This is a genomic window from Microbacterium sp. Leaf203, assembly GCF_001421275.1.
GTDB lineage: Bacteria > Actinomycetota > Actinomycetes > Actinomycetales > Microbacteriaceae > Microbacterium > Microbacterium testaceum_A.
In genome coordinates this window covers 772223-790339 of record NZ_LMKF01000022.1, presented here as the reverse complement: position 1 = coordinate 790339, position 18117 = coordinate 772223, and the positions used below count along the sequence as shown (strand labels likewise).

Genomic DNA, 18117 nt, shown 5'->3' with positions numbered 1-18117 from the left:
CCTTCCGTGGGCGCGAGGGTCATCCCTTGACCGCCCCTTGCATGATGCCACTGACCAGCTGCTTGCCCGCGAAGACGAACAGCACCAGCAGCGGAATCGTCGACAACAGCACGCCCGCGAGGACCTTCGAGTAGTCGACGAAGTAGTTGGACTGCAGGAGCGACAGGGCCACCGGCAGCGTCGGATTCTGGCGATCGAGCACGATGAACGGCCAGAAGAAGTTGTTCCACGCGCTCACGAAGGTGAACAGTCCGAGCATCGCGGCGGCCGGGCGCGCGGCGGGCACGCCCACCGTGAGGAACGTGCGGAACGAGCTCGCCCCGTCGACGCGCGCGGCCTCGATGAGCTCGTCGGGGACGGCCTGGCGCAAGTACTGGGTCATCCAGAACACCCCGAACGCGCTCGTGAGCGCCGGAACGATGATGGCACCGAGCTGACCGGTCCACCCGAGCTCGCTGAAGAGGATGTACAGCGGCACCACGCCCAGCTGCATGGGCACCGCCATCGTGCCGACCACGAACAGCAGCAGCCACGGGCCGCCGCGGAAGGTCAGCTTCGCGAAGGCCCACCCGGCCAGCGTCGAGAAGAAGACGACGGATGCCGCGATGATCCCGGAACTGATCACCGAGTTCATCAGCGCGGGCCAGAAGTTGACCGCCGGATCGCCCATGACGGCCGCGGCATTGGCGAGGAAGTTCCCACCCGGGATCCACGACATGTTCGGGTCGCGGACGGTGGAGGCGTCGCCCGAGCCGATCAGCAGCGACCAGTAGAACGGGAACACGCTGGCCAGCAGCACGGCGCCGAGGGCGGCGTAGACGAACCAGCCGGGGCGCGATCCGCGCACGGCACGCGGACGGCGGCGCCCACGGGCGGGCAGGTCGCGATCGATCACGGGCACGGGGGCCGGGGTCACGGCGGTCATCGACGCGCCTCCTTCGTGGGGGTGGACAGGCGGGCGGCGTCCGCCGCGAGACGTTGCTTTGCGGCGCGCGCCTGTGCGCGTCGCTCTCGACGGGACCGCTGGTCGCGGCCGCCTTCGTCGCGGACGAGCGAGCGGGTCACGAGCATGTTCATCGCGCCGATGATGAGGATGATCAGGAAGAGGATCCACGCGAGCGCAGCCGCCCGGCCGAAGTTCCACTCGCCCCACCCGATGTTGTAGAGCCACAGCGTCACGGTCAGCCACTGGTTGTCGGCTCCGCCCGTGCCGTACTGGTCGTACATGCGGGGCTCGTCGAAGATCTGCAGTCCGCCGATGGTGGAGGTGATGATGACGAAGATGAGCGTCGGCTTGAGGCTGGGCAGGGTGATCGAGAAGAACTGACGAACCTTGCCGGCACCGTCGACGGTGGCCGCCTCGTAGAACTCCCGGGGAATGGCCTGCATCGCCGCGAGGAGGATCAGGGTGTTGTACCCGGTCCAGCGGAAGTTGACCATCGTCGCGATCGCGACGTGACTCGCGAGGGCGTCGGAGTGCCAGGGCACCGCGGGAAGACCGAGGTTCTGCAGGGTGGTGTTCACGACGCCGTACTGGTCGCCGAACATGTTGCTGAAGATGAGGGCGACGGCGACGGGGGCCATCACGTAGGGGATGAGCACGCTCATGCGCCAGAACGTCTTGGCGCGGATGTTCTGGTCGAGCATCGCCGCGATGAAGATCGCGAGGATCAGCTGCGGAACGCTCGAGAGCAGGAAGATGCTGAAGGTGTTGCGCAGAGCGACCCAGAACTTGGGCTGCGAGAGCACCCACGCGTACTGGTCGAAGCCGATGAAGTGGCCGGAATTGCGGACCAGGTCCCAGTCCATGAACGAGATCACGGCCGTGTACGCGATGGGGAAGAGGCCCGTGATCGCGAACAGGATGAAGAACGGCGAGATGTAGAGGTACGGCGAGAACTTCAGGTCCCACGCGCTGCGGCGCTGGCCGAAGCCGATGCGTCGCGGCTGCCGCGCGCCGGCGGGCGCCGGCGCCGACCGAGTGGGCCGTTCGAGTGTGCTTGTCACGGTGGTGTCTCCTCCTCGAGACGAGGGGCGGATGCCGGGGGCCGGTGCTGCGACCCCCGGCATCCGCCCGCGTCGGTCACTTCAGGGCGTCGATCTCGGTCACCCACTGCTGCCACGAGGTGGCGGCATCCTGGGTTCCGTCTTCCACTCGTGTGAGCGCCTTCTGCATGGCGTCGTTGATCTGGAAGTAGAACGTGCCCTTGTACGGCGACACCTTCACGGCCTCGGCGCGATCGGTGAGGATCTGACCGACCGGGGCGTTGTTGAAGTAGGCGTTGGTGTTGCTCAGGAGCGTCTCGTTCTTGAGCGCGTCGGTCTGGCTGGGGAAGGTCCCCGCGTTCTCGAACGCCTTGATCTGGGTGTCGGGGCTGGTCAGCCAGTCCGCGAGCTCCTGCGCCGCGGCGACGTTCTTGCCGTTCGAGGGGACGGTCAGATACGAGCCGCCCCAGTTGCCGCCGCCGCCGGGGAAGGCGTTGGCGATGTCCCAGCCCTTGACCTCGGGGGCGTTGCCCTCGATGACGCCGAGCATCCAGCCCGGGCAGAGCATGGTCGCGAAGGCGCCGTTGGACAGTCCCGCCATCCAGTCGTCGGACCACTGGCCGAGGTGCGCCGACTGCGTGGCGCTGGCCTTGAGCACCTGGTCGTAGATCTTCTTGACCTCGGGGTTCTCGGTGGCGGTGATCTCGCCGGTGTCGGGGTTCTCGTAGGCGTCCTCGACCTGGTTGATGGCCCCCTGGTAGGTGCCTCCGGCCGAGTCGAAGAACGGCTTGCCGGTCGCGGCGACGTACTTGTCGCCCGCGGCGAAGTACGTCGACCAGTCGCCCTGGAGCATCTTGGCGACCTCTTCGCGGTCGGTGGGCAGGCCCGCGGCGGCGAACAGGTCGGAGCGGTAGCAGACGCCCTCGGGGCCGATGTCGGTGCCGTAGCCGATGAGGTTGCCTTCGGAGCTCGTCGCGGCCTTGACCTTGTAGTCGAGCCAGCGGCTCTTCAGGTCGTCGGGGACGGGGGCGAGCAGGTCGGCGTACTCCATGACCTCGGGGAGCCAGTCGACCTCGATGGCCTCGATGTCGGCGAGGCCGGTCTTTCCGAGCTTCTGGAAGTAGTTGGCACGGGCGTCGTTGCTCGTCGCGGCCTTGTTGTGCACGATCTTCACGTTCGGGTGCGCGTCCATGTACTCCTTGAGGAGCGCATCGGTGTACCCGAAGTCGTTGAAGGTGGCGACGGTGAGCGTCACCGGTCCGTCGCCGCCCGAGGCGGAGCCCCCGCCGCCGGAGCAGCCGGCGAGCACGAGGGCGGAGGTGGAGGCGACGGCGGCGACGAGGGCCACACGACGCAGGGCGCGGTTTTTCACAGATCACTCCTTTGTGGTGGGTGCTGACCGGCGCTGCGGAGAGCTCCACCAGCATCGCGTGGGAGCGCTCTCACCGATCGGGGTAGACGCTATGGGATCGCTCCCACGAGGTCAAGGAAAAGCATCCGGATCGTTACCTCACGTCACCCGGGGCATCGCTAGAGCGCCGAAAGCAGGGCGGAGACGAAGGCGGGCCTCCCGTAGACTGGCCTTCACCACGCCACCCGACTCCTGGAGCTGCAATGCCCACCATCGTCGTCGACGTCATGCCCAAGGCCGAGCTCCTCGACCCCCAGGGAAAGGCCGTGGCCGGCGCCCTCTCGCGCCTGGGTGAGCACCGCTTCTCCGACGTGCGCATCGGCAAGCGCTTCGAGCTCACCGTCGAGGGTGAGGTCGACGAGGCGACTCTCGCCCGCGCCCGCGAGCTCGCGGACGAGATGCTCTCGAACGCCGTCATCGAGGACGTCGTCAACATCGAGGTGGTCGAGTGACCGCTCGCATCGGGGTCATCACCTTCCCCGGTTCCCTCGACGACCGCGACGCCCAGCGCGCCATCCGCCTCGCCGGCGGCGAGCCCGTCGCCCTCTGGCACGGCGAGCACGATCTGAAGGGCGTCGACGCTCTGGTCCTGCCCGGCGGCTTCAGCTACGGGGATTACCTGCGCGCCGGCGCCATCGCGGCCTTCGCGCCGATCATGGCCGAGGTCAAGGACGCCGCGGGCAAGGGCATGCCGGTCCTCGGCATCTGCAACGGCTTCCAGATGCTCGTCGAGGCGCACCTGCTGCCCGGCGGCCTCATCCGCAACGCCCACCAGCAGTTCATCCGCCGCGACCAGCGCCTGCGCGTCGAGAACGCCTCGACCGCGTGGACGAGCGACTTCACCGAGGGCGACGAGATCGTCATCCCGCTGAAGAACGCCGACGGCGGATACATCGCGGATGCCGAGACCCTGGCGCGCGTGAACGGCGAGGGGCTCGTGACCTTCCGGTACGTCGGCGTGAACCCAAACGGTTCGCTCGACGACATCGCGGGACTGACCAACGAGCGGGGCAACGTCGTGGGCCTCATGCCGCACCCCGAGCACGCCGTCGAGCCCGGCTTCGGCCCGGGAACCCCCGCGGCCATGCGTTCGGGTGTCGACGGCCTGGGCTTCTTCACCTCGGCGATCGCCGCCGTGGTCGGCGCCGCGGCCTGACGTCACCCGCGACCTCGCCCCCCGCACGGGGGGGCCGGGGATCGTCGCCGGAGGACGGCGCCCCCTCGGACTCCCGCGACGCGCGGGGAGTGATGGACACGGGGTCGATCAGGGAGGATGAGTGCGTGCGCGTACCCGATCCCGACCCGATCATCGAGGGCATCCTGGCCCTGTGGAGCAGCGAGGGAGCGCCCCTCCCCTCCGAACCGCGTCTCGCCGAGATGCTCGGGGCGAGCCGCAACTCGGTGCGCGAGGCGCTGATCCGACTCGAGGAGCGGGGTTACGTCCACCGCACCCAGGGGGCGCGGACCACGTCGAACCGTCGACTCGCGGGCGTCGGCCGCCGCATCGACCAGCAGTTCGATCATTCGCTCTCGATCCGCTCCGCGGGGTACGAGGCGTCCCTCGACCTCGTCTCGTCCGAGCGCCTCGACCTCGCCCCGGGTGCGCACCGCTTCGACGATCTCCCCGACGGCACCCGCGTACTGCGGACGGTGAAGATGTGGCGCGCGGACGGCGCCCCCTACGCCCTGGCGGAAGATCTCGTCCCCGTTGCACGTGACGCCGCGCTCGACCCTCATCGCCCGGTCTTCGATCTCGCTGAGGCCGCGAACGGCGTCCGCGTGGCCTGGGAGACGCTGTGGATGGAGGCGGTCGGACTGGACGCCGAGAGGGCGGGGATCCTGTCGAGCGCACCCGGTACGCCCGTGATCGAGATGACCTACTGCGGGTACGGCGCCGACGATGCGATCGGGTACTGGTCGCGCGAGGTGCAGCTGGCCGCCCCGACGGGCCTGCGCAACGCGCTGATCCGCCGGGTGCGATCGTGAGCGTTTCCCTCGCGTAACAGCGTGGTGAACATGTCGGACAAGTACCATCACGGCTTGTTGGACAAGCGTACGGTCGAGGGACCCGACGAAAGCGAGCTCCCGTGTCCGACACCCTCACCGTCCACCGCCTCACCGCCGAAACCGTCACCCCCGCGACCTTCGACCCCTTCGGCGTCGTCCTGACCCCCATGGAGGACGGCACCCCGTTCACCGCCGAAGAGGCCGTACTCGATGTGTCGAACGGCATCCCCCGCTTCTACCTCATGCACCTCGACGACAAGGCCCCCGAGTTCGTGCGCGTGACGCGCCACCTCGAGACTACCCAGACCCTCATGGCGGTCGGCGACGTCGAGTGGACCATCGCCGTGGCCGCCCCGGGCATCGACGCCCCCGCTCTCGACGACCTGCGCGCGTTCCGCATCCCGCCGCGCACCGCCATCACGATGCGCAAGGGCACGTGGCACGCCGGTCCCTTCTTCGCCGAGCCGAGCATGGACTTCGTCAACCTCGAGCTCGACGACACCAACGTCACCGACCACCACATCCACCGCTTCGACGACACCCTCGGCGTCCGCGTCGTGGTCGACGGGGAATGACCGTGCTGACCCCGCTCCCCGACGCGGCGGCCCGACTCGCCGCGCTCGAACGGGAGGCCGCGCATCAGAGCGCCCTCAGCGCCGGCGACGGACGCTCGTGGGTCGGCCAGCGAGACGGCATCCGTCCCGTGGTCATCGTCGGGGCCGGTCAGGCCGGACTCGTCCTGGCGCGCGGACTGCGTCGGCGAGGGATCGACGACGTCGTGGTGATCGACGCCGCGCCCGCCGATGCGACCGGCCCCTGGAGCACCTACGCGCGCATGCACACGCTGCGCACGCCCAAGGACATCGCCTGGCCGACCTGGGGAACGCCCGCGGTGAGCCCGCGCGCCTGGTTCGAGGCCGTCTACGGAACCGACGCGTGGGACGCGATCGAGTACTTCCCCACCGTCGCCTGGCAGGGCTTCCTGCGGTGGTACCGCGAGGTGTCCGCCCTCACGGTCGTCCCCTCCACGCGCGTGCGGTCGCTCACCCCGACCGGAGGGGACGGGCCGATCGAGGTGCACCTCGAGGGCCCGGACGGCGAATGGATGCTGCCCGCTCGGCACGTCGTCCTCGCCACCGGGATCGAGGGAGCCGGGGGGCGGCATGTCCCCGCCCTTCTGCAGGGGCTCCCCGCCGGCCGCGTGCACCACACGCACGACGACATCGACTTCTCCTCCCTCGCGGGTCTGCGCATCGGCGTGCTGGGCGCGGGGACGGGGGCGTTCGACAACGCCGCCACCGCGCTCGAGCACGGCGCCGCGAGCGTCGAGGTGCACATGCGGCGCCCCGCCATGCCGCAGGTCAGCCCCTACCGCTGGATGGAGTTCGCCGGTCTCATCGAGAACTACGGCGCCTTCAGCGACGCGCAGAAGTGGGCCTTCAACGTGCACCTGTCGGCGGTCGACCAGCCCGCCACGCAGAACGCCCTCTGGCGCGCCCACGCGTTCGACGCCTTCCGCTTCTTCACGTCGTCGCCGTGGCAGCGCGTGGAGTGGACGGGCAGCGACATCGCGGTGACCACGCCGCACGGCATCCATCACTACGACGTCGTCCTGTCGGCGACCGGGATCGTGGCCGACCTGGAGCGGAGGCCGGAGCTGTCGGCCATCGCCGCGGATGCCACGCTGTGGAGCGACCGCCTCGCCCCGGAGGCCGCGGCGCAGAACCCCGGGCTCGCCGCGTTCCCCTACCTCGACGACGACTTCGGCCTCGTCAGCCGGAGCGCTCCCGACGCCTCGGCGCTGGCGCGGATCCACATGTTCAACCACGGCGCGCGCCTCAGCCAGGGGATGCTGAGTCACCAGATCCCCGGGCTCGTCGGTGGAGCGACCAAGCTGGCCGCCGCCCTCTCTCGACGACTGTTCGAGCGCGACTCCGACGAACTGATGCGGGAGTACCTCGCCTACGACGTGCCCGTCGGTGTGCACATCGGGCGCCGCCCGCAACCTCCGCAGCCCGCCGAGGCGACCGGAGTAGCGTCTCTCCGGTGACCACCCCGACCCCCCTCATCGTGTCCGTGCCCACCGACGAACTCCGTGACGACCTCGGCGATCTGCCCGAGGGCGTCGAGGTGGTCGTCTGGGACATGACGGGACCGGCCCCGCGCGACAGGTTCGACATGATCGTCCCGCCGTACATGTCGATGAACGACGTGATCGGGCGCCTCTCCGAGATCGAGGTCGGCCTCGTGCAGGGCCAGTCGATCGGCTACGACAACGTCGAGGGGCGCCTGCCCGAGGGGATCGTCTTCGCCAACGCCTCGAGCGTCCACGAGACCGCCACCTCGGAGCTCGCCGTGGCCCTCGCCCTCGCGGCGCAGCGGCACCTGCCGGACTTCGTCCGCGCGCAGGATCGCGGCGAGTGGACGAGCGGCATGACCCCCGGGCTCGCCGACGCCCGCGTGACCCTTCTCGGTTTCGGCGGCGTCGGCCGCGCGATCGCCGCCCGCCTCGCGCCGTTCGAGGTGACGCTGCGCGCCGTCGCCTCGCACGGGCGACTGCAGGACGGCGTGGAGGTGTTCCCCCTCGGCAAGCTCGAGGAGGTGCTCGCCGACACCGACATCCTGATCGCGTCCCTTCCCGGCGGCGACGCGACCCGCCACCTCCTCGACGACCGCGCGCTCTCGGCGCTCCCCGACGGCGCGCTCGTCGTGAACGTCGGCCGGGGACCGCTCATCGACACCGACGCCCTCGTCGATCACGTGCGCCGTGGCCGCATCCGCGCGGCCCTCGACGTCACCGACCCCGAGCCCCTCCCCGCGGACCACCCGCTGTGGGCTCTCGACGGGGTGCTCATCGCTCCGCACGTGGGAGGGGCGACGGATGCCATGCGCCCGCGCATCGCCCGACTCGTGCGGCGGCAGATCGAGCGCCTGCACCGCGGCGAGGAGCCGCTGAACGTGGTGCTGGGCGGCTGATCGCCCCCGCTTTCCGCCCGCGCGCCGCGACCCGACGTCAGCCGGCGAGGCGCGCGTAGGCGTTCGCGGTGGCGGCGACGTCGTCGACGTAGCTGTCGAGGTGGTTGTACGAGAAGACGGCCCGCCGCCACCCCGCGGGGCTCGTCATCTCACCCGCGGCGCACAGGTAGCGACCGGCCGCGAGGGCCGCGTCGTCGATCTGGTTCGGATCGGCGATTCCGTCGCCGTTCGCGTCGGCACCCCATCGTTCCCACGTCGCCGGGATGAATTGCAGCGGTCCGACGGCCCGGTCCCAGGTCGCGTCGCCGTCGAAACGGCCGCCGTCGGTGTCGGGGATCACCGCGCTCTGCGATCCGTCGAGCGCGATCCCGCGGATCGGGGGATCCGGGTAGCCCTCCGCATCCAGAGTCCCGCCGGAATGCGTGCCGTGGCCCGACTCGATCGCCCCGAGTCCGGCGAGGGTGTTCCAGCCCAGACCGCACGAGGGCTGCTCCCGCTGGACGGTGAGCGCCGCCGACGCGTACGCCCGCAGAGCCCGTTCCGGGATGCCGACGCGCCCCGCGACGGTGATGCTCCACTGCGCGTCGACCGCGACCGCGGTCGGCGTCCGTCGCTCGGTCTGCGCGGGAACCGCCGGAACCGCGTCGGTCGCGCTCGACGAGAGGGACGCGGGAGCCGGCCACGGTGCGGCCACGCCGCCGCGCTCGGCATCGCGCGCCATCGCCTGCGCCTGAGTGAACAGGACGCCGACGGCCACCAGCGCCACGAGCAGGGCGAGCACCCACGGCCAGAACGGCCGGCGCGGAGCCTGATCGAGGTCCACGGACACCTCCCGACGCCCGTCGGGTCGAGCGCACCCCGCGACGGTAGACGCGCGCGGCGACGGCGCGGTGAACGAGCGGGATACGACGCGGGGCGCCGCGTCAGCCGCGGAAGCCGGCGGGGTTCGCCAGCAGGTCGGCGAACGCGAGCTCGGCCGGGCCCACGAGCATGAGGCGCGAGCGCAGATGCGCCCTCTCGAGGCGGATCGTGCGCCCCTCGGCACCGAGCGGGTGCACGCGCACCGCGTCGGCGAGGCGCTCACGACTCACCGACAGCAGGGCTCCGAGATAGCCCGAGAGCACCACGGTCTCGGGCGCGAAGGCGTTGACGAAGTTCGTCAGGGCGAGCGAGAGCATCTCGACCTGGCGGGTCACCTCGGTCATGACCCGGGGGTTGCGGGCGACGCCGAGCTCGACGTCGAGTTCGTCCTCGTCGAGCTTGCGCCGACCCAGGAGCGGTTCGATCAGGTCGAGGCTGACCTCGGCCTCGAGACACCCGCGCCGCCCGCACACGCACGGCCGGCCGCGGGGATCGACGACGGTGTGGCCGAGCTCGCCGGCGTAGCCCGACGTCCCGCGCAGGAGCGTGCCGTCGATGATCAGTCCCCCGCCGATGCTGTGCATCGCGCCGCCGAGGTACAGCAGGTTGCCGACGCCGACCCCCACGCCGAACCGCGACTCCGCGAGAGCGCCGATGCTGGCGTCGTTGCCCGCGGCCACCGGCATCCCGAGCTCGTCACTCAGGCGCGCCGCGACGGGATCGCGCTTCCAGCCGAGGGTCGGCGAGACGAGGACGGAACCGTTGGCGTTGACAAGACCGGGGACCGCGAGGCCCGCCCCGACCACGCGGTAGTGCCGATCGATGTCGGCGCGCATCGCCTCGACGGACGAGGCGACGATCTGCACGAAACGCTTCGGCGACGGGGCGGTCGCGGTGTCGTGGCGGAGCCGCGCGTGGACCACCCCGCCGAGACCCACGAGAGCCACCGTGACCGCGTGCGGTTCGGCGCGGACGCTGAGCGCGGCCACGTGGTCTTCGGGCTCGAGGTCGAGGGTGGGGCGGCCGACCTTGCCCGTGCGCTCCCCGCTCGGCGCTTCGCGGACGAGGCCGAGCTCGGTCAGCTCCATCACGAGACCCGTGACGGTGGAGCGGTTCAGTCCCGTCGTCGCGCCCAATTGCGCGCGCGAGAGGGCACCCCGGGAGTGGAGGAGCGACAGGACGGACGAGAGGTTCTGCTGACGGATCAGATCGTTCGTCGTACGGCCAGCCGGCGGCGCGAGCGGGGTTGCGGGCTCGAACACGGCAGGGGTCATGAGAGGCGCACCTCCCCCATCATCGCATCACGACGCGGTGGGGCCGAAAGCGGGGATCGCGGGTGAAACAGCAGAGCGGATGGGGAGCGGGCCCCGGGGCCGCGCTCCCCATCCGATCACGCACCGCCGTTGCGCCGCTTGTTGAAGATGTCGAACGCGACCGCCAGGAGCAGCACGATGCCCTTGATGGCCATCTGCCAGGCGGCGTCGACGCTGAGGATCGACAGACCCATGTTCAGCACGCCCATGACCAGACCACCGACGACCGCGCCGACGACGGTTCCGATGCCACCCTGGACCGCCGCACCGCCGATGAACACCGCCGCGATGGCATCCAGCTCGTAGTTCTGACCGGCCGAGGCCACCGCGCCACCGGCGCGGGCCGTGCTGACCACGGCGGCGAGACCGGCGAGAGCACCCATGTTGACGAAGATGAAGAAGTTGACCCACTTCGTCTTCACGCCGCTCATCACGGCCGCGAAGAGGTTGCCGCCCATGGCGTAGATGTGACGACCGAACGTCGTGCGGTTCAGCACGAACGTGTAGGCCAGCACGAGCACCGCGAGGATGATCAGCACGATCGGCGTGCCGTTGTACGCGGCGATCGTGAACGCGGTGGCCATGATCGCGATGACCGCGACGAGGTTCTTGGCCCAGAACGACCAGGCGACCTCGCGCGGCAGCTCGAGGCGGCGCAGCGTCGCGCGGGTGCGCAGCTGCTGCACGACCAGCAGCACGCTGGCGATGGCACCCAGCGCGAGGGTGAGGGCGTCCCAATTGCCGAGGTAGCCGAGGAACGGCGGCAGCCAGCCCGCGCCGATCGCGGTGAAGCCGTCGGGCAGACCGCTGATGGTGCCGCCGGTGAGCAGAACGAGGGTGAGACCGCGGAACAGCAGCATGCCTGCCAGCGTCACGATGAACGCGGGTATGCCGACGAAGGCGACCCAGAAGCCCTGCCAGGCACCGACCACGGCGCCGACGACGAGCGACAGCAGAACCGCCACGTACCAGGGCAGACCCCACTGGTTCATGGCGATCGCCGCGATCGCGCCCACCATCGCCACCACCGAACCGACCGACAGGTCGATGTGTCCGGCGATGATGACCATGACCATGCCGATCGCGAGGATCAGCACGTACGCGTTCTGCTGGATGAGGTTGTTGACGTTTCCGGGCATCAACAGGCGACCGCCGGTGAGCACCTGGAACAGGACGATGATGATGACGAGGGCGGCGAGGATGCCGAACTGCCGGAAGTTGATGCGCGACAGGATGCCGCGACGTCGCGGCCCCGGCTGGGTCGGCGCCTCGACCGTCTGGGTGGATGCGGTGGCCATTGCTGTCAATTCCTTCCGGCGGTCATGTGCCGCATGAGGTTCTCCTGCGTGGCGTCGTCACGGCTGACCTCGGCCGTGATGCGTCCCTCGGAGATCGTGTAGATGCGGTCGGAGAGGCCGATGACCTCGGGCAGCTCCGACGAGATGACGATGACGGCCTTACCCTGGGCCGCGAGTTCGTTGATGATGCCGTAGATCTCGTACTTCGCCCCCACGTCGATGCCGCGGGTCGGCTCGTCGAGGATCAGTACGTCGGGTCCGGTGAACATCCACTTCGACAGGACGACCTTCTGCTGGTTGCCCCCGGACAGTCGCCCGGTGATCGCGGCGACGCTGGGCGCCTTGATGTTCATCTTGTAGCGGTACGAGTCGGCGACCTTGTACTCGCGGTAGCGGTCGACTACGCCCAGCCGCGCGAGACGGGCGAGGGCGGACGCCGAGACGTTGACCTGGATGTCGCCGATGAGGTTCAGTCCGTACTTCTTACGGTCCTCGGTGGCGTACGCGATGCCGTGCTTGATGGCGGCGTCGACGGTGCGGACGTCGATCTGCTGCCCGTTCTTGTAGACCTCGCCCGAGATGCCGGTGCCGTACATGCGGCCGAAGATGCTCATCGCGAGCTCGGTGCGACCGGCACCCATGAGGCCGGCGAAGCCGACGATCTCGCCGGCGCGCACCATGAACGAGGCGTCGTCGATGACCACGCGCTCGGTGTCGACGGGGTGATGCACGGTCCAGTTCTCGACGCGGAAGAGCTCGTCGCCGATGTCGGGTTCGCGCGGCGGGAAGAGGCTGTTCAGATCGCGACCGACCATGGCGCGGATGATGCGCCCTTCGTCGGTGTCGGCGTCGGAGCGGTGCATCGTCTCGATCGTGCGACCGTCGCGGATGATCGTGATGCGGTCCGAGATGCGCAGCACCTCTTTGAGCTTGTGGCTGATGATGATGCAGGTGATGCCCTGGGTGCGCAGCTGGTCGATGAGGTCGAGCAGGTGGGCGGAGTCGTCGTCGTTCAGCGCGGCGGTGGGCTCGTCGAGGATGAGGAGCTTGACCTCTTTCGCGAGGGCCTTGGCGATCTCGACGAGCTGCTGCTTGCCGACACCGAGCTCGAAAATCTTCGTCGCGGGGTTCTCACGCAGGCCCACCCGCTTGAGCAGCTCGGCTGCCGCGGTGTTGGTGGCGTTCCAGTCGATGACGCCGCGACGCGACTTCTCGTTGCCCAGGAAGATGTTCTCGGCGATCGAGAGGTACGGGCTCAGCGCCAACTCCTGGTGGATGATGACGATGCCGGCGGCCTCGCTGTCGTTGATCGAGCGGAACGCCATCTGCTCGCCCTCGAGGGTGATGCTGCCCTCGAAGCTCCCGGCGGGATAGACGCCGCTGAGGACCTTCATCAAGGTCGACTTGCCGGCGCCGTTCTCGCCGCAGATCGCGTGGACCTCGCCGCGGTAGACGTCGATCGACACGTCGGCCAGAGCGGGAACCCCGTTGAACGACTTCGAGATCCCCGACATGCGCAGGATCGGTTCGGTCATGTGTGCTTGTCCCTCCGCCGCCCGCCGGGCGGCATTGTGGCTCCGCCGCCCGCCGGGNGGGGCGGGCGAACCCGCCCCGCCGCAGGGTGAATCAGAGTCCGACGTCGGACGCCTTCAGGAAGCCCGAGTCGATGAGCTTCGACTGCACGTCGTCCTTGGTGACCACCTCGGGGGTCAGCAGGTACGAGGGGACGACCTTCTTGCCGTTGTCGTAGGTCTTCGTGTCGTTGACCTCGACGTCCTTGCCGTCCTTGATCTCCTGGATCATCGTGAAGACGCGGTCGCCGAGGGCACGGGTGTCCTTCCAGACCGTCATCGCCTGGGCGCCGTCGAGGATCGCCTTGACGTTGGCCTTGTCGGCATCCTGACCCGTGATGATCGGGTAGTCGGCGCCGGGGGTGTAGCCGGCCGACTTCAGCGACGCCTCGATACCGATGGCGAGGCTGTCGTTGGGCGAGAGCACCACGTTGACCTTCTTACCGTCGCCGTAGAACGACGAGAGGCGGTTGTCCATCTCGGACTGCGCCTTGTCGGACGCCCAGCCCTGGATGCCGATCGACGCCCATGCGTCGTCGTTGGCGGGCGACTTGCCGCTGGGGACGACCAGCTTGCCGCTGTCGACGTAGGGCTTGAGCACGTCCCAGGCGCCGGCGAAGAAGAACTTCGCGTTGTTGTCGTCGGGGCTGCCGGCGAAGGGCTCGAGGTTGAAGGGACCCTTGCCGTCCTTCAGGCCGAGCTGCGACTCGATGTACTGACCCTGCAGCGTGCCGACCTTGTAGTTGTCGAACGTGGCGTAGTAGTCGACGTTCTCACTGCCGTTGATGAGGCGGTCGTAGGCGATGACCTTGGCGTTCTGCGCCTTGGCCTCCTGCAGCACCGGGCCGAGCGTCGAGCCGTCGATCGCGGCGATGACGAGGATCTTCGCGCCACCCGAGATCTGGTTCTGGATCTGGCTGATCTGCTGGTCGGTCTTGTTGTCGGCGTACTGCAGGTCGACGGTGCACCCGGCATCCTGGAGCTTCTTCTGAAGCTGCTCGCCGTCGTTGATCCAGCGCTCGAGGCTGCGGGTGGGCATCGCGATGCCGACGTTGCACTCGGTCGAGCCACCGCCCGCGGCGTCTCCACCGCCGTCTGCCGGACGCGTGGAGCTGCACGCCCCGAGACCGACGGCGAGTGCGGCGATGGCCGCACCGGTCAGGATTTTCTTCAGCATGTGATCTGCGTTCCTCTCTGAACAGCAGGGATCCTCGGATCCGTACCCGCGCCCTCCCCGGCGTCGGATCGGGTACGTCTTCGTTCCCGGCACTCTGGTCCGTCGAATTATGACGGCTCCGAAAAAATATCCACCCGAGGGGGTTTTGTCTATAGCCGCGTCAAAATTGCGCACACCGTGACCGGAGCGTGATTTTCCGCCCCCGGACGCACGAGAACGGGCGGGCCGCCGAAGCGCCCCGCCCGTCACCGATCCTGGCGATCAGACCCCGACGGTCTCTTTCTGCGTCGTGTTCGCCCGGCGACGCGCCACCACGCGATTGCGCCCGGCCGCGACCAGCACCACGAGCAGCACCGCGTAGATGGCGATGACGATCGGCCCCTGGAAGAGCGTCGTCAGGTCGCCGTTGGCACTCATCGCGGCATCGCGCAGGCTGGTCTCGGCCAGCGGCCCGAGCACCATGCCGATGATGAGCGGCGCCAGCGGGTAGTCGTGCGCCCGCATCACGAAGCCGAGCAGACCGACCGCGAGCAGCAGCACGAGATCGAACGTCGCACCCGAGGTGGCGTAGATGCCGAGCCCGCAGAACACCGCGATCGCGGCGTACAGGTACGGGCGCGGGATGACCAGGAGCTTGGCCCACAGCATCGCGAACGGCAGGTTGAGGATCAGCAGCACGACCATCGCGATGAAGAAGCTCGCGATGAGCGCCCAGACCAGATCGGGTGCCCGCTCGAACAGCAGGGGTCCGGGCTGCAGACCGTACTGGCGGAAGGCGGCGAGCATGATGGCCGCCGTCGCCGACACCGGGAGCCCCAGCGCCAGGAGCGACCCCATCGCCATGCCCGTGGTCGAGTTGCCCGCGGCCTCGGGGGCGGCGAGGCCCCGGATGGCGCCGGTGCCGAAGCGCGGCTTCTTGCGCCGCCCGTCGAGGCGCTTCTCGATGCCGTAGGCGAGGAACGTGGGGATCTCGGAGCCGCCGGCGGGGATCACGCCGAACGGCAGACCGATCGCCGTTCCGCGGAGCCACGCCGGGGTGGCCTCGGCGAACTCGCGGCGGGTCAGCCACGGTCGGCCGGTCGGCCGGATCATCTGCTTGTTGCTGATGTGCCGCTCCAGGCACGCGACGTAGATGACCTCGCCGAGGGCCAGGATGCCGACGGTCACGGTGATCAACGAGATGCCGTCGAACAGGTTGGGCGAGTCCATCGTGAAGCGCGGGGCGCCGGTGACGCCGTCGATGCCGATCACCGCGATGCCGAGCCCCAGCAGCAGGGACGCGAGGCCCTTGCCGGCGTTGTCGGTCACGACCGACGAGGTCGCCGCGAACGCGAAGATCGCGAGCGCGAAGAACTCCGCCGGTCCGAAGCTGCTCGACAGCCCCGCGAGCACGGGCGCGAAGAACACCAGCAAGATGGCGGCGATGATGCCGCCGATGAAGGCGCCGATCGCCGCGGTGGCGAGCGCCTGCGCGGCGCGTCCGTTGAGCGCCATCTTGTGGCCCTCGAAGGTCGACGCGATCGCAGAGGCCTGGCCGGGCGTATTCAGCAGGATGCCGGTGATCGAGTCGCCGAACAGCCCGCCGAAGTAGACGCCCGAGAACATGATGAACGCGGCGGTCGGGTCGAGCGAGAAGGTCACCGGCAGAAGCAGTGCGACCGCCATCGAGGAGCCGAGGCCGGGCATGACGCCGACCGCGGTTCCGAGCACGCAGCCCACGAACACCCAGATGAGGTTCTGGGGGGTCAGGGCACCGGCGAATCCCTCGCCGAGGAGAACGAGAACGTCCATGTCAGAAGGCCCATCCGAGGATTCCGGAGGGCAGGGACAGACCCAACCCCATGTCGAAGGCGATGTAGCTGAGCGAGCTGATGGTCAGCCCGACCAGGAGGGCGAACAGCACCTTGCGCTGGCCGAACCCGCGGGCGATGCCCGTGAACAGCAGGGCCGCGGCGATGATCCAGCCCAGGATGCCGAGCAGGAACGCGAACGCGAGGAACGAGCCCGCGACCCAGGCGAACGAGCGCCCGTCGACGCCGACCGCGCGCCCGCCGGCCTCCTCCTCTTCGATCGAGGGGGTGACCAGCGCCGCGCGCACCGCCTGGATGCCGAGGATGATGGCGAACGCGGAGAGCCCTGCCGCGATGATGCCGGGGAAGAACTGCGGGCCCGGGAAGGCCGCGCTCGGCGGCACCTTCATCACGACGATGCCGTACAGGAGGTACGTCGCGAAGGCGGCGAGGATCGCGGGCATGATGAGCGCCTTCGCGATGCCGCGGGGGCCGCTCCCCCGCTGGAACCGCAGGCGGTTGCCGACGGTCGCCGAGACGGAGGTGGGGTTGTTGCTCGACGGCATCACAGGCCCATCTCCTCGTACAGGCGCTCGATGCGCTCGCGCTCGTCGGCGAGGAACACGTCGAGCTGGTCGCCGGTGATGACGCGCTCGGTCCAGTGGTAACGGGCGCGGGCGTCGGCCCACTCGGGCGTCGCGATCGAGTCGAGGACGAGCTCGGTCAGCCCGTCGACCTGCTCGTCGTCGAGCCCGCTCGGGGCGGCCAGCATGCGCCAGTTGGTCAGGCCCACCTGGTAGCCCTGGTCGACCGCGGTGGGGATGCCGATGCCCTCGATGGGGTCGGACGCGACCAGGGCGAGGGCGCGCAGGCGCCCCGACTCGATCTGGTCGATGTTGTCGGGGTAGCCGCCCGCCGCCGCCCGGGCGGTGCCGTTGAGCAGGGCCTGGATGGCCTCGCCGCCACCGTCGGACGAGATGTAGGTCATGTCGACCGGCGCGATGCCCGCGGCGAGCGCGAGCTCGGCCACGACGAGCTGGTCGAACGAGCCGCCGCCGGTCCACGGCAGGGCGCGGGGGTCCTGCTTCCAGTCCTGCACGAGGTCGTCGAGGCTCTGGTAGGGCGAGTCGGCCGGGACGACGATGACGTCGTATTCCTCGACCATGACGGCCAGCGGAGTGACGTCGTCGAGGGTCGCGGCCGAGTTGAACTGCACGGTCGCGGCGAGGAGCCCCGTGCCGCCGACCAGGAGGTTTCCGGCCTGCCCGTTGAGCACCGAGACGTTGCCGAGGGCGATGGTGCCGCCGGCGCCGGGCATGTTGACCACCTGCACGTTGTTGACCAGGCCGTTGGCCTTCTGCGCCTGCTGCAGCTCGCGGGCGACGCCGTCCCAGCCGCCGCCTGCGGCGGCGGGCGCGATGATCGTCATCGACGCGTGGATGTCGTCGCCGGCGGATGCCGAGGTGATCGACCCGTACGAGGCGACGGCGATCGCGGTTACGGCGACCGCTCCCCCCGCGAGGCGGCCGATCCAACGGCGCCGCGGCCGGTCGACCGGTGCGCTGTCGGTCCGGGCACTGCCGGCCGGCGGATGGTCGGGGACAGATGAAGGCGTAGGCTCCGTCATCACAGCTCCTCCTCGCGGACGTCGTCGTTCCGCGGAATGTGAAGACGCTCCCAGGAGGGGTGGCACGGCGCAGCCCCCGCGCGCTTTGTGCTCATATTGC

The 18117-nt window shown here is 69.5% G+C and carries 17 protein-coding genes; 6 read left to right on the top strand and 11 right to left on the bottom strand.

Annotated elements, in window-relative coordinates; all coding sequences use genetic code 11:
- Positions 1–19: 19 nt before the first annotated feature.
- The 3 genes from ASE56_RS04880 to ASE56_RS04870 all read right to left on the bottom strand — a co-directional run bounded on the left by ASE56_RS04880 (position 20) and on the right by ASE56_RS04870 (position 3358).
- The gene (locus tag ASE56_RS04880) at positions 20–925 is read right to left on the bottom strand and encodes a carbohydrate ABC transporter permease (RefSeq protein WP_056225682.1); all 906 of its coding nucleotides are present in this window, start codon (positions 923–925) and stop codon (positions 20–22) included.
- On the bottom strand, positions 922–2007 hold the full coding sequence (locus ASE56_RS04875; protein WP_056225680.1) for a carbohydrate ABC transporter permease: 1086 nt from the start codon (positions 2005–2007) through the stop codon (positions 922–924). The genes ASE56_RS04880 and ASE56_RS04875 overlap by 4 nt, the downstream gene beginning before the upstream one ends.
- Before the next feature lie 76 nt (positions 2008–2083).
- A complete protein-coding gene (locus ASE56_RS04870; protein ID WP_056225676.1) occupies positions 2084–3358 on the bottom strand; it encodes an ABC transporter substrate-binding protein in 1275 nt (424 codons plus the stop codon).
- Positions 3359–3600: 242 nt separating this feature from the next.
- On the opposite strand from ASE56_RS04870, the gene purS reads away from it, so the two are divergent.
- The 6 genes from purS (at position 3601) to ASE56_RS04840 (ending at position 8380) form a co-directional block, all read left to right on the top strand.
- Positions 3601–3849 (top strand): phosphoribosylformylglycinamidine synthase subunit PurS, encoded by a 249-nt coding sequence (gene purS / locus ASE56_RS04865; protein ID WP_056225673.1) that lies wholly within the window; start codon positions 3601–3603, stop codon positions 3847–3849.
- Positions 3846–4553, top strand: coding sequence for a phosphoribosylformylglycinamidine synthase subunit PurQ (gene purQ / locus ASE56_RS04860; RefSeq protein WP_056225670.1), 708 nt, complete (start codon positions 3846–3848; stop codon positions 4551–4553). Before purS ends, purQ begins: the two co-directional genes overlap by 4 nt.
- A gap of 125 nt (positions 4554–4678) precedes the next feature.
- Positions 4679–5383: a GntR family transcriptional regulator gene (locus ASE56_RS04855; RefSeq protein WP_056225667.1), complete on the top strand. Its 705-nt coding sequence runs from the start codon at positions 4679–4681 to the stop codon at positions 5381–5383.
- Positions 5384–5484: 101 nt separating this feature from the next.
- On the top strand, positions 5485–5979 hold the full coding sequence (locus tag ASE56_RS04850; protein ID WP_056225664.1) for an ureidoglycolate lyase: 495 nt from the start codon (positions 5485–5487) through the stop codon (positions 5977–5979).
- Entirely contained in the window at positions 5976–7454 is a 1479-nt protein-coding gene (locus ASE56_RS04845) for an FAD-dependent oxidoreductase (protein ID WP_056225661.1), read from the top strand. The genes ASE56_RS04850 and ASE56_RS04845 overlap by 4 nt, the downstream gene beginning before the upstream one ends.
- On the top strand, positions 7451–8380 hold the full coding sequence (locus ASE56_RS04840; protein ID WP_056225658.1) for a 2-hydroxyacid dehydrogenase: 930 nt from the start codon (positions 7451–7453) through the stop codon (positions 8378–8380). The genes ASE56_RS04845 and ASE56_RS04840 overlap by 4 nt, the downstream gene beginning before the upstream one ends.
- A gap of 37 nt (positions 8381–8417) precedes the next feature.
- Here the strand turns inward: ASE56_RS04840 and ASE56_RS04835 are convergent, their stop codons facing one another.
- The 8 genes from ASE56_RS04835 to ASE56_RS04800 form a co-directional block, all read right to left on the bottom strand.
- Complete coding sequence (locus tag ASE56_RS04835) at positions 8418–9203, bottom strand: lytic transglycosylase domain-containing protein (protein WP_056225655.1); 786 nt, start codon at positions 9201–9203, stop codon at positions 8418–8420.
- A gap of 100 nt (positions 9204–9303) precedes the next feature.
- Positions 9304–10515, bottom strand: coding sequence for an ROK family protein (locus tag ASE56_RS04830; RefSeq protein ID WP_056225652.1), 1212 nt, complete (start codon positions 10513–10515; stop codon positions 9304–9306).
- Positions 10516–10631: 116 nt separating this feature from the next.
- Positions 10632–11852, bottom strand: coding sequence for a multiple monosaccharide ABC transporter permease (mmsB, locus tag ASE56_RS04825; protein WP_056225649.1), 1221 nt, complete (start codon positions 11850–11852; stop codon positions 10632–10634).
- 5 nt (positions 11853–11857) lie between these two features.
- Positions 11858–13387 (bottom strand): multiple monosaccharide ABC transporter ATP-binding protein, encoded by a 1530-nt coding sequence (gene mmsA / locus ASE56_RS04820; RefSeq protein ID WP_056225647.1) that lies wholly within the window; start codon positions 13385–13387, stop codon positions 11858–11860.
- Between the two features lie 91 nt (positions 13388–13478).
- The gene (chvE, locus tag ASE56_RS04815) at positions 13479–14600 is read right to left on the bottom strand and encodes a multiple monosaccharide ABC transporter substrate-binding protein (RefSeq protein ID WP_056225645.1); all 1122 of its coding nucleotides are present in this window, start codon (positions 14598–14600) and stop codon (positions 13479–13481) included.
- A 261-nt stretch (positions 14601–14861) separates the two neighbouring features.
- Positions 14862–16391 (bottom strand): tripartite tricarboxylate transporter permease, encoded by a 1530-nt coding sequence (locus ASE56_RS04810; protein WP_056225641.1) that lies wholly within the window; start codon positions 16389–16391, stop codon positions 14862–14864.
- A gap of 1 nt (position 16392) precedes the next feature.
- Positions 16393–16956, bottom strand: a complete 564-nt coding sequence (locus tag ASE56_RS04805) for a tripartite tricarboxylate transporter TctB family protein (protein ID WP_056225638.1) — start codon at positions 16954–16956, stop codon at positions 16393–16395.
- On the bottom strand, positions 16956–18017 hold the full coding sequence (locus ASE56_RS04800) for a tripartite tricarboxylate transporter substrate binding protein (RefSeq protein WP_082450314.1): 1062 nt from the start codon (positions 18015–18017) through the stop codon (positions 16956–16958). Before ASE56_RS04800 ends, ASE56_RS04805 begins: the two co-directional genes overlap by 1 nt.
- Positions 18018–18117: the final 100 nt, after the last annotated feature.

Bases quoted from the DNA above. Each gene is read 5' to 3' on its own strand.
- ASE56_RS04800 (WP_082450314.1), bottom strand. From the start codon at position 18,017: ATGACGGAGCCTACGCCTTCATCTGTCCCCGACCATCCGCCGGCCGGC.
- ASE56_RS04880 (WP_056225682.1), bottom strand. From the start codon at position 925: ATGACCGCCGTGACCCCGGCCCCCGTGCCCGTGATCGATCGCGACCTG.
- ASE56_RS04830 (WP_056225652.1), bottom strand. From the start codon at position 10,515: ATGACCCCTGCCGTGTTCGAGCCCGCAACCCCGCTCGCGCCGCCGGCT.
- ASE56_RS04805 (WP_056225638.1), bottom strand. From the start codon at position 16,956: ATGCCGTCGAGCAACAACCCCACCTCCGTCTCGGCGACCGTCGGCAAC.
- mmsB (WP_056225649.1), bottom strand. From the start codon at position 11,852: ATGGCCACCGCATCCACCCAGACGGTCGAGGCGCCGACCCAGCCGGGG.
- mmsA (WP_056225647.1), bottom strand. From the start codon at position 13,387: ATGACCGAACCGATCCTGCGCATGTCGGGGATCTCGAAGTCGTTCAAC.
- chvE (WP_056225645.1), bottom strand. From the start codon at position 14,600: ATGCTGAAGAAAATCCTGACCGGTGCGGCCATCGCCGCACTCGCCGTC.
- ASE56_RS04810 (WP_056225641.1), bottom strand. From the start codon at position 16,391: ATGGACGTTCTCGTTCTCCTCGGCGAGGGATTCGCCGGTGCCCTGACC.
- purS (WP_056225673.1), top strand. From the start codon at position 3,601: ATGCCCACCATCGTCGTCGACGTCATGCCCAAGGCCGAGCTCCTCGAC.
- ASE56_RS04845 (WP_056225661.1), top strand. From the start codon at position 5,976: ATGACCGTGCTGACCCCGCTCCCCGACGCGGCGGCCCGACTCGCCGCG.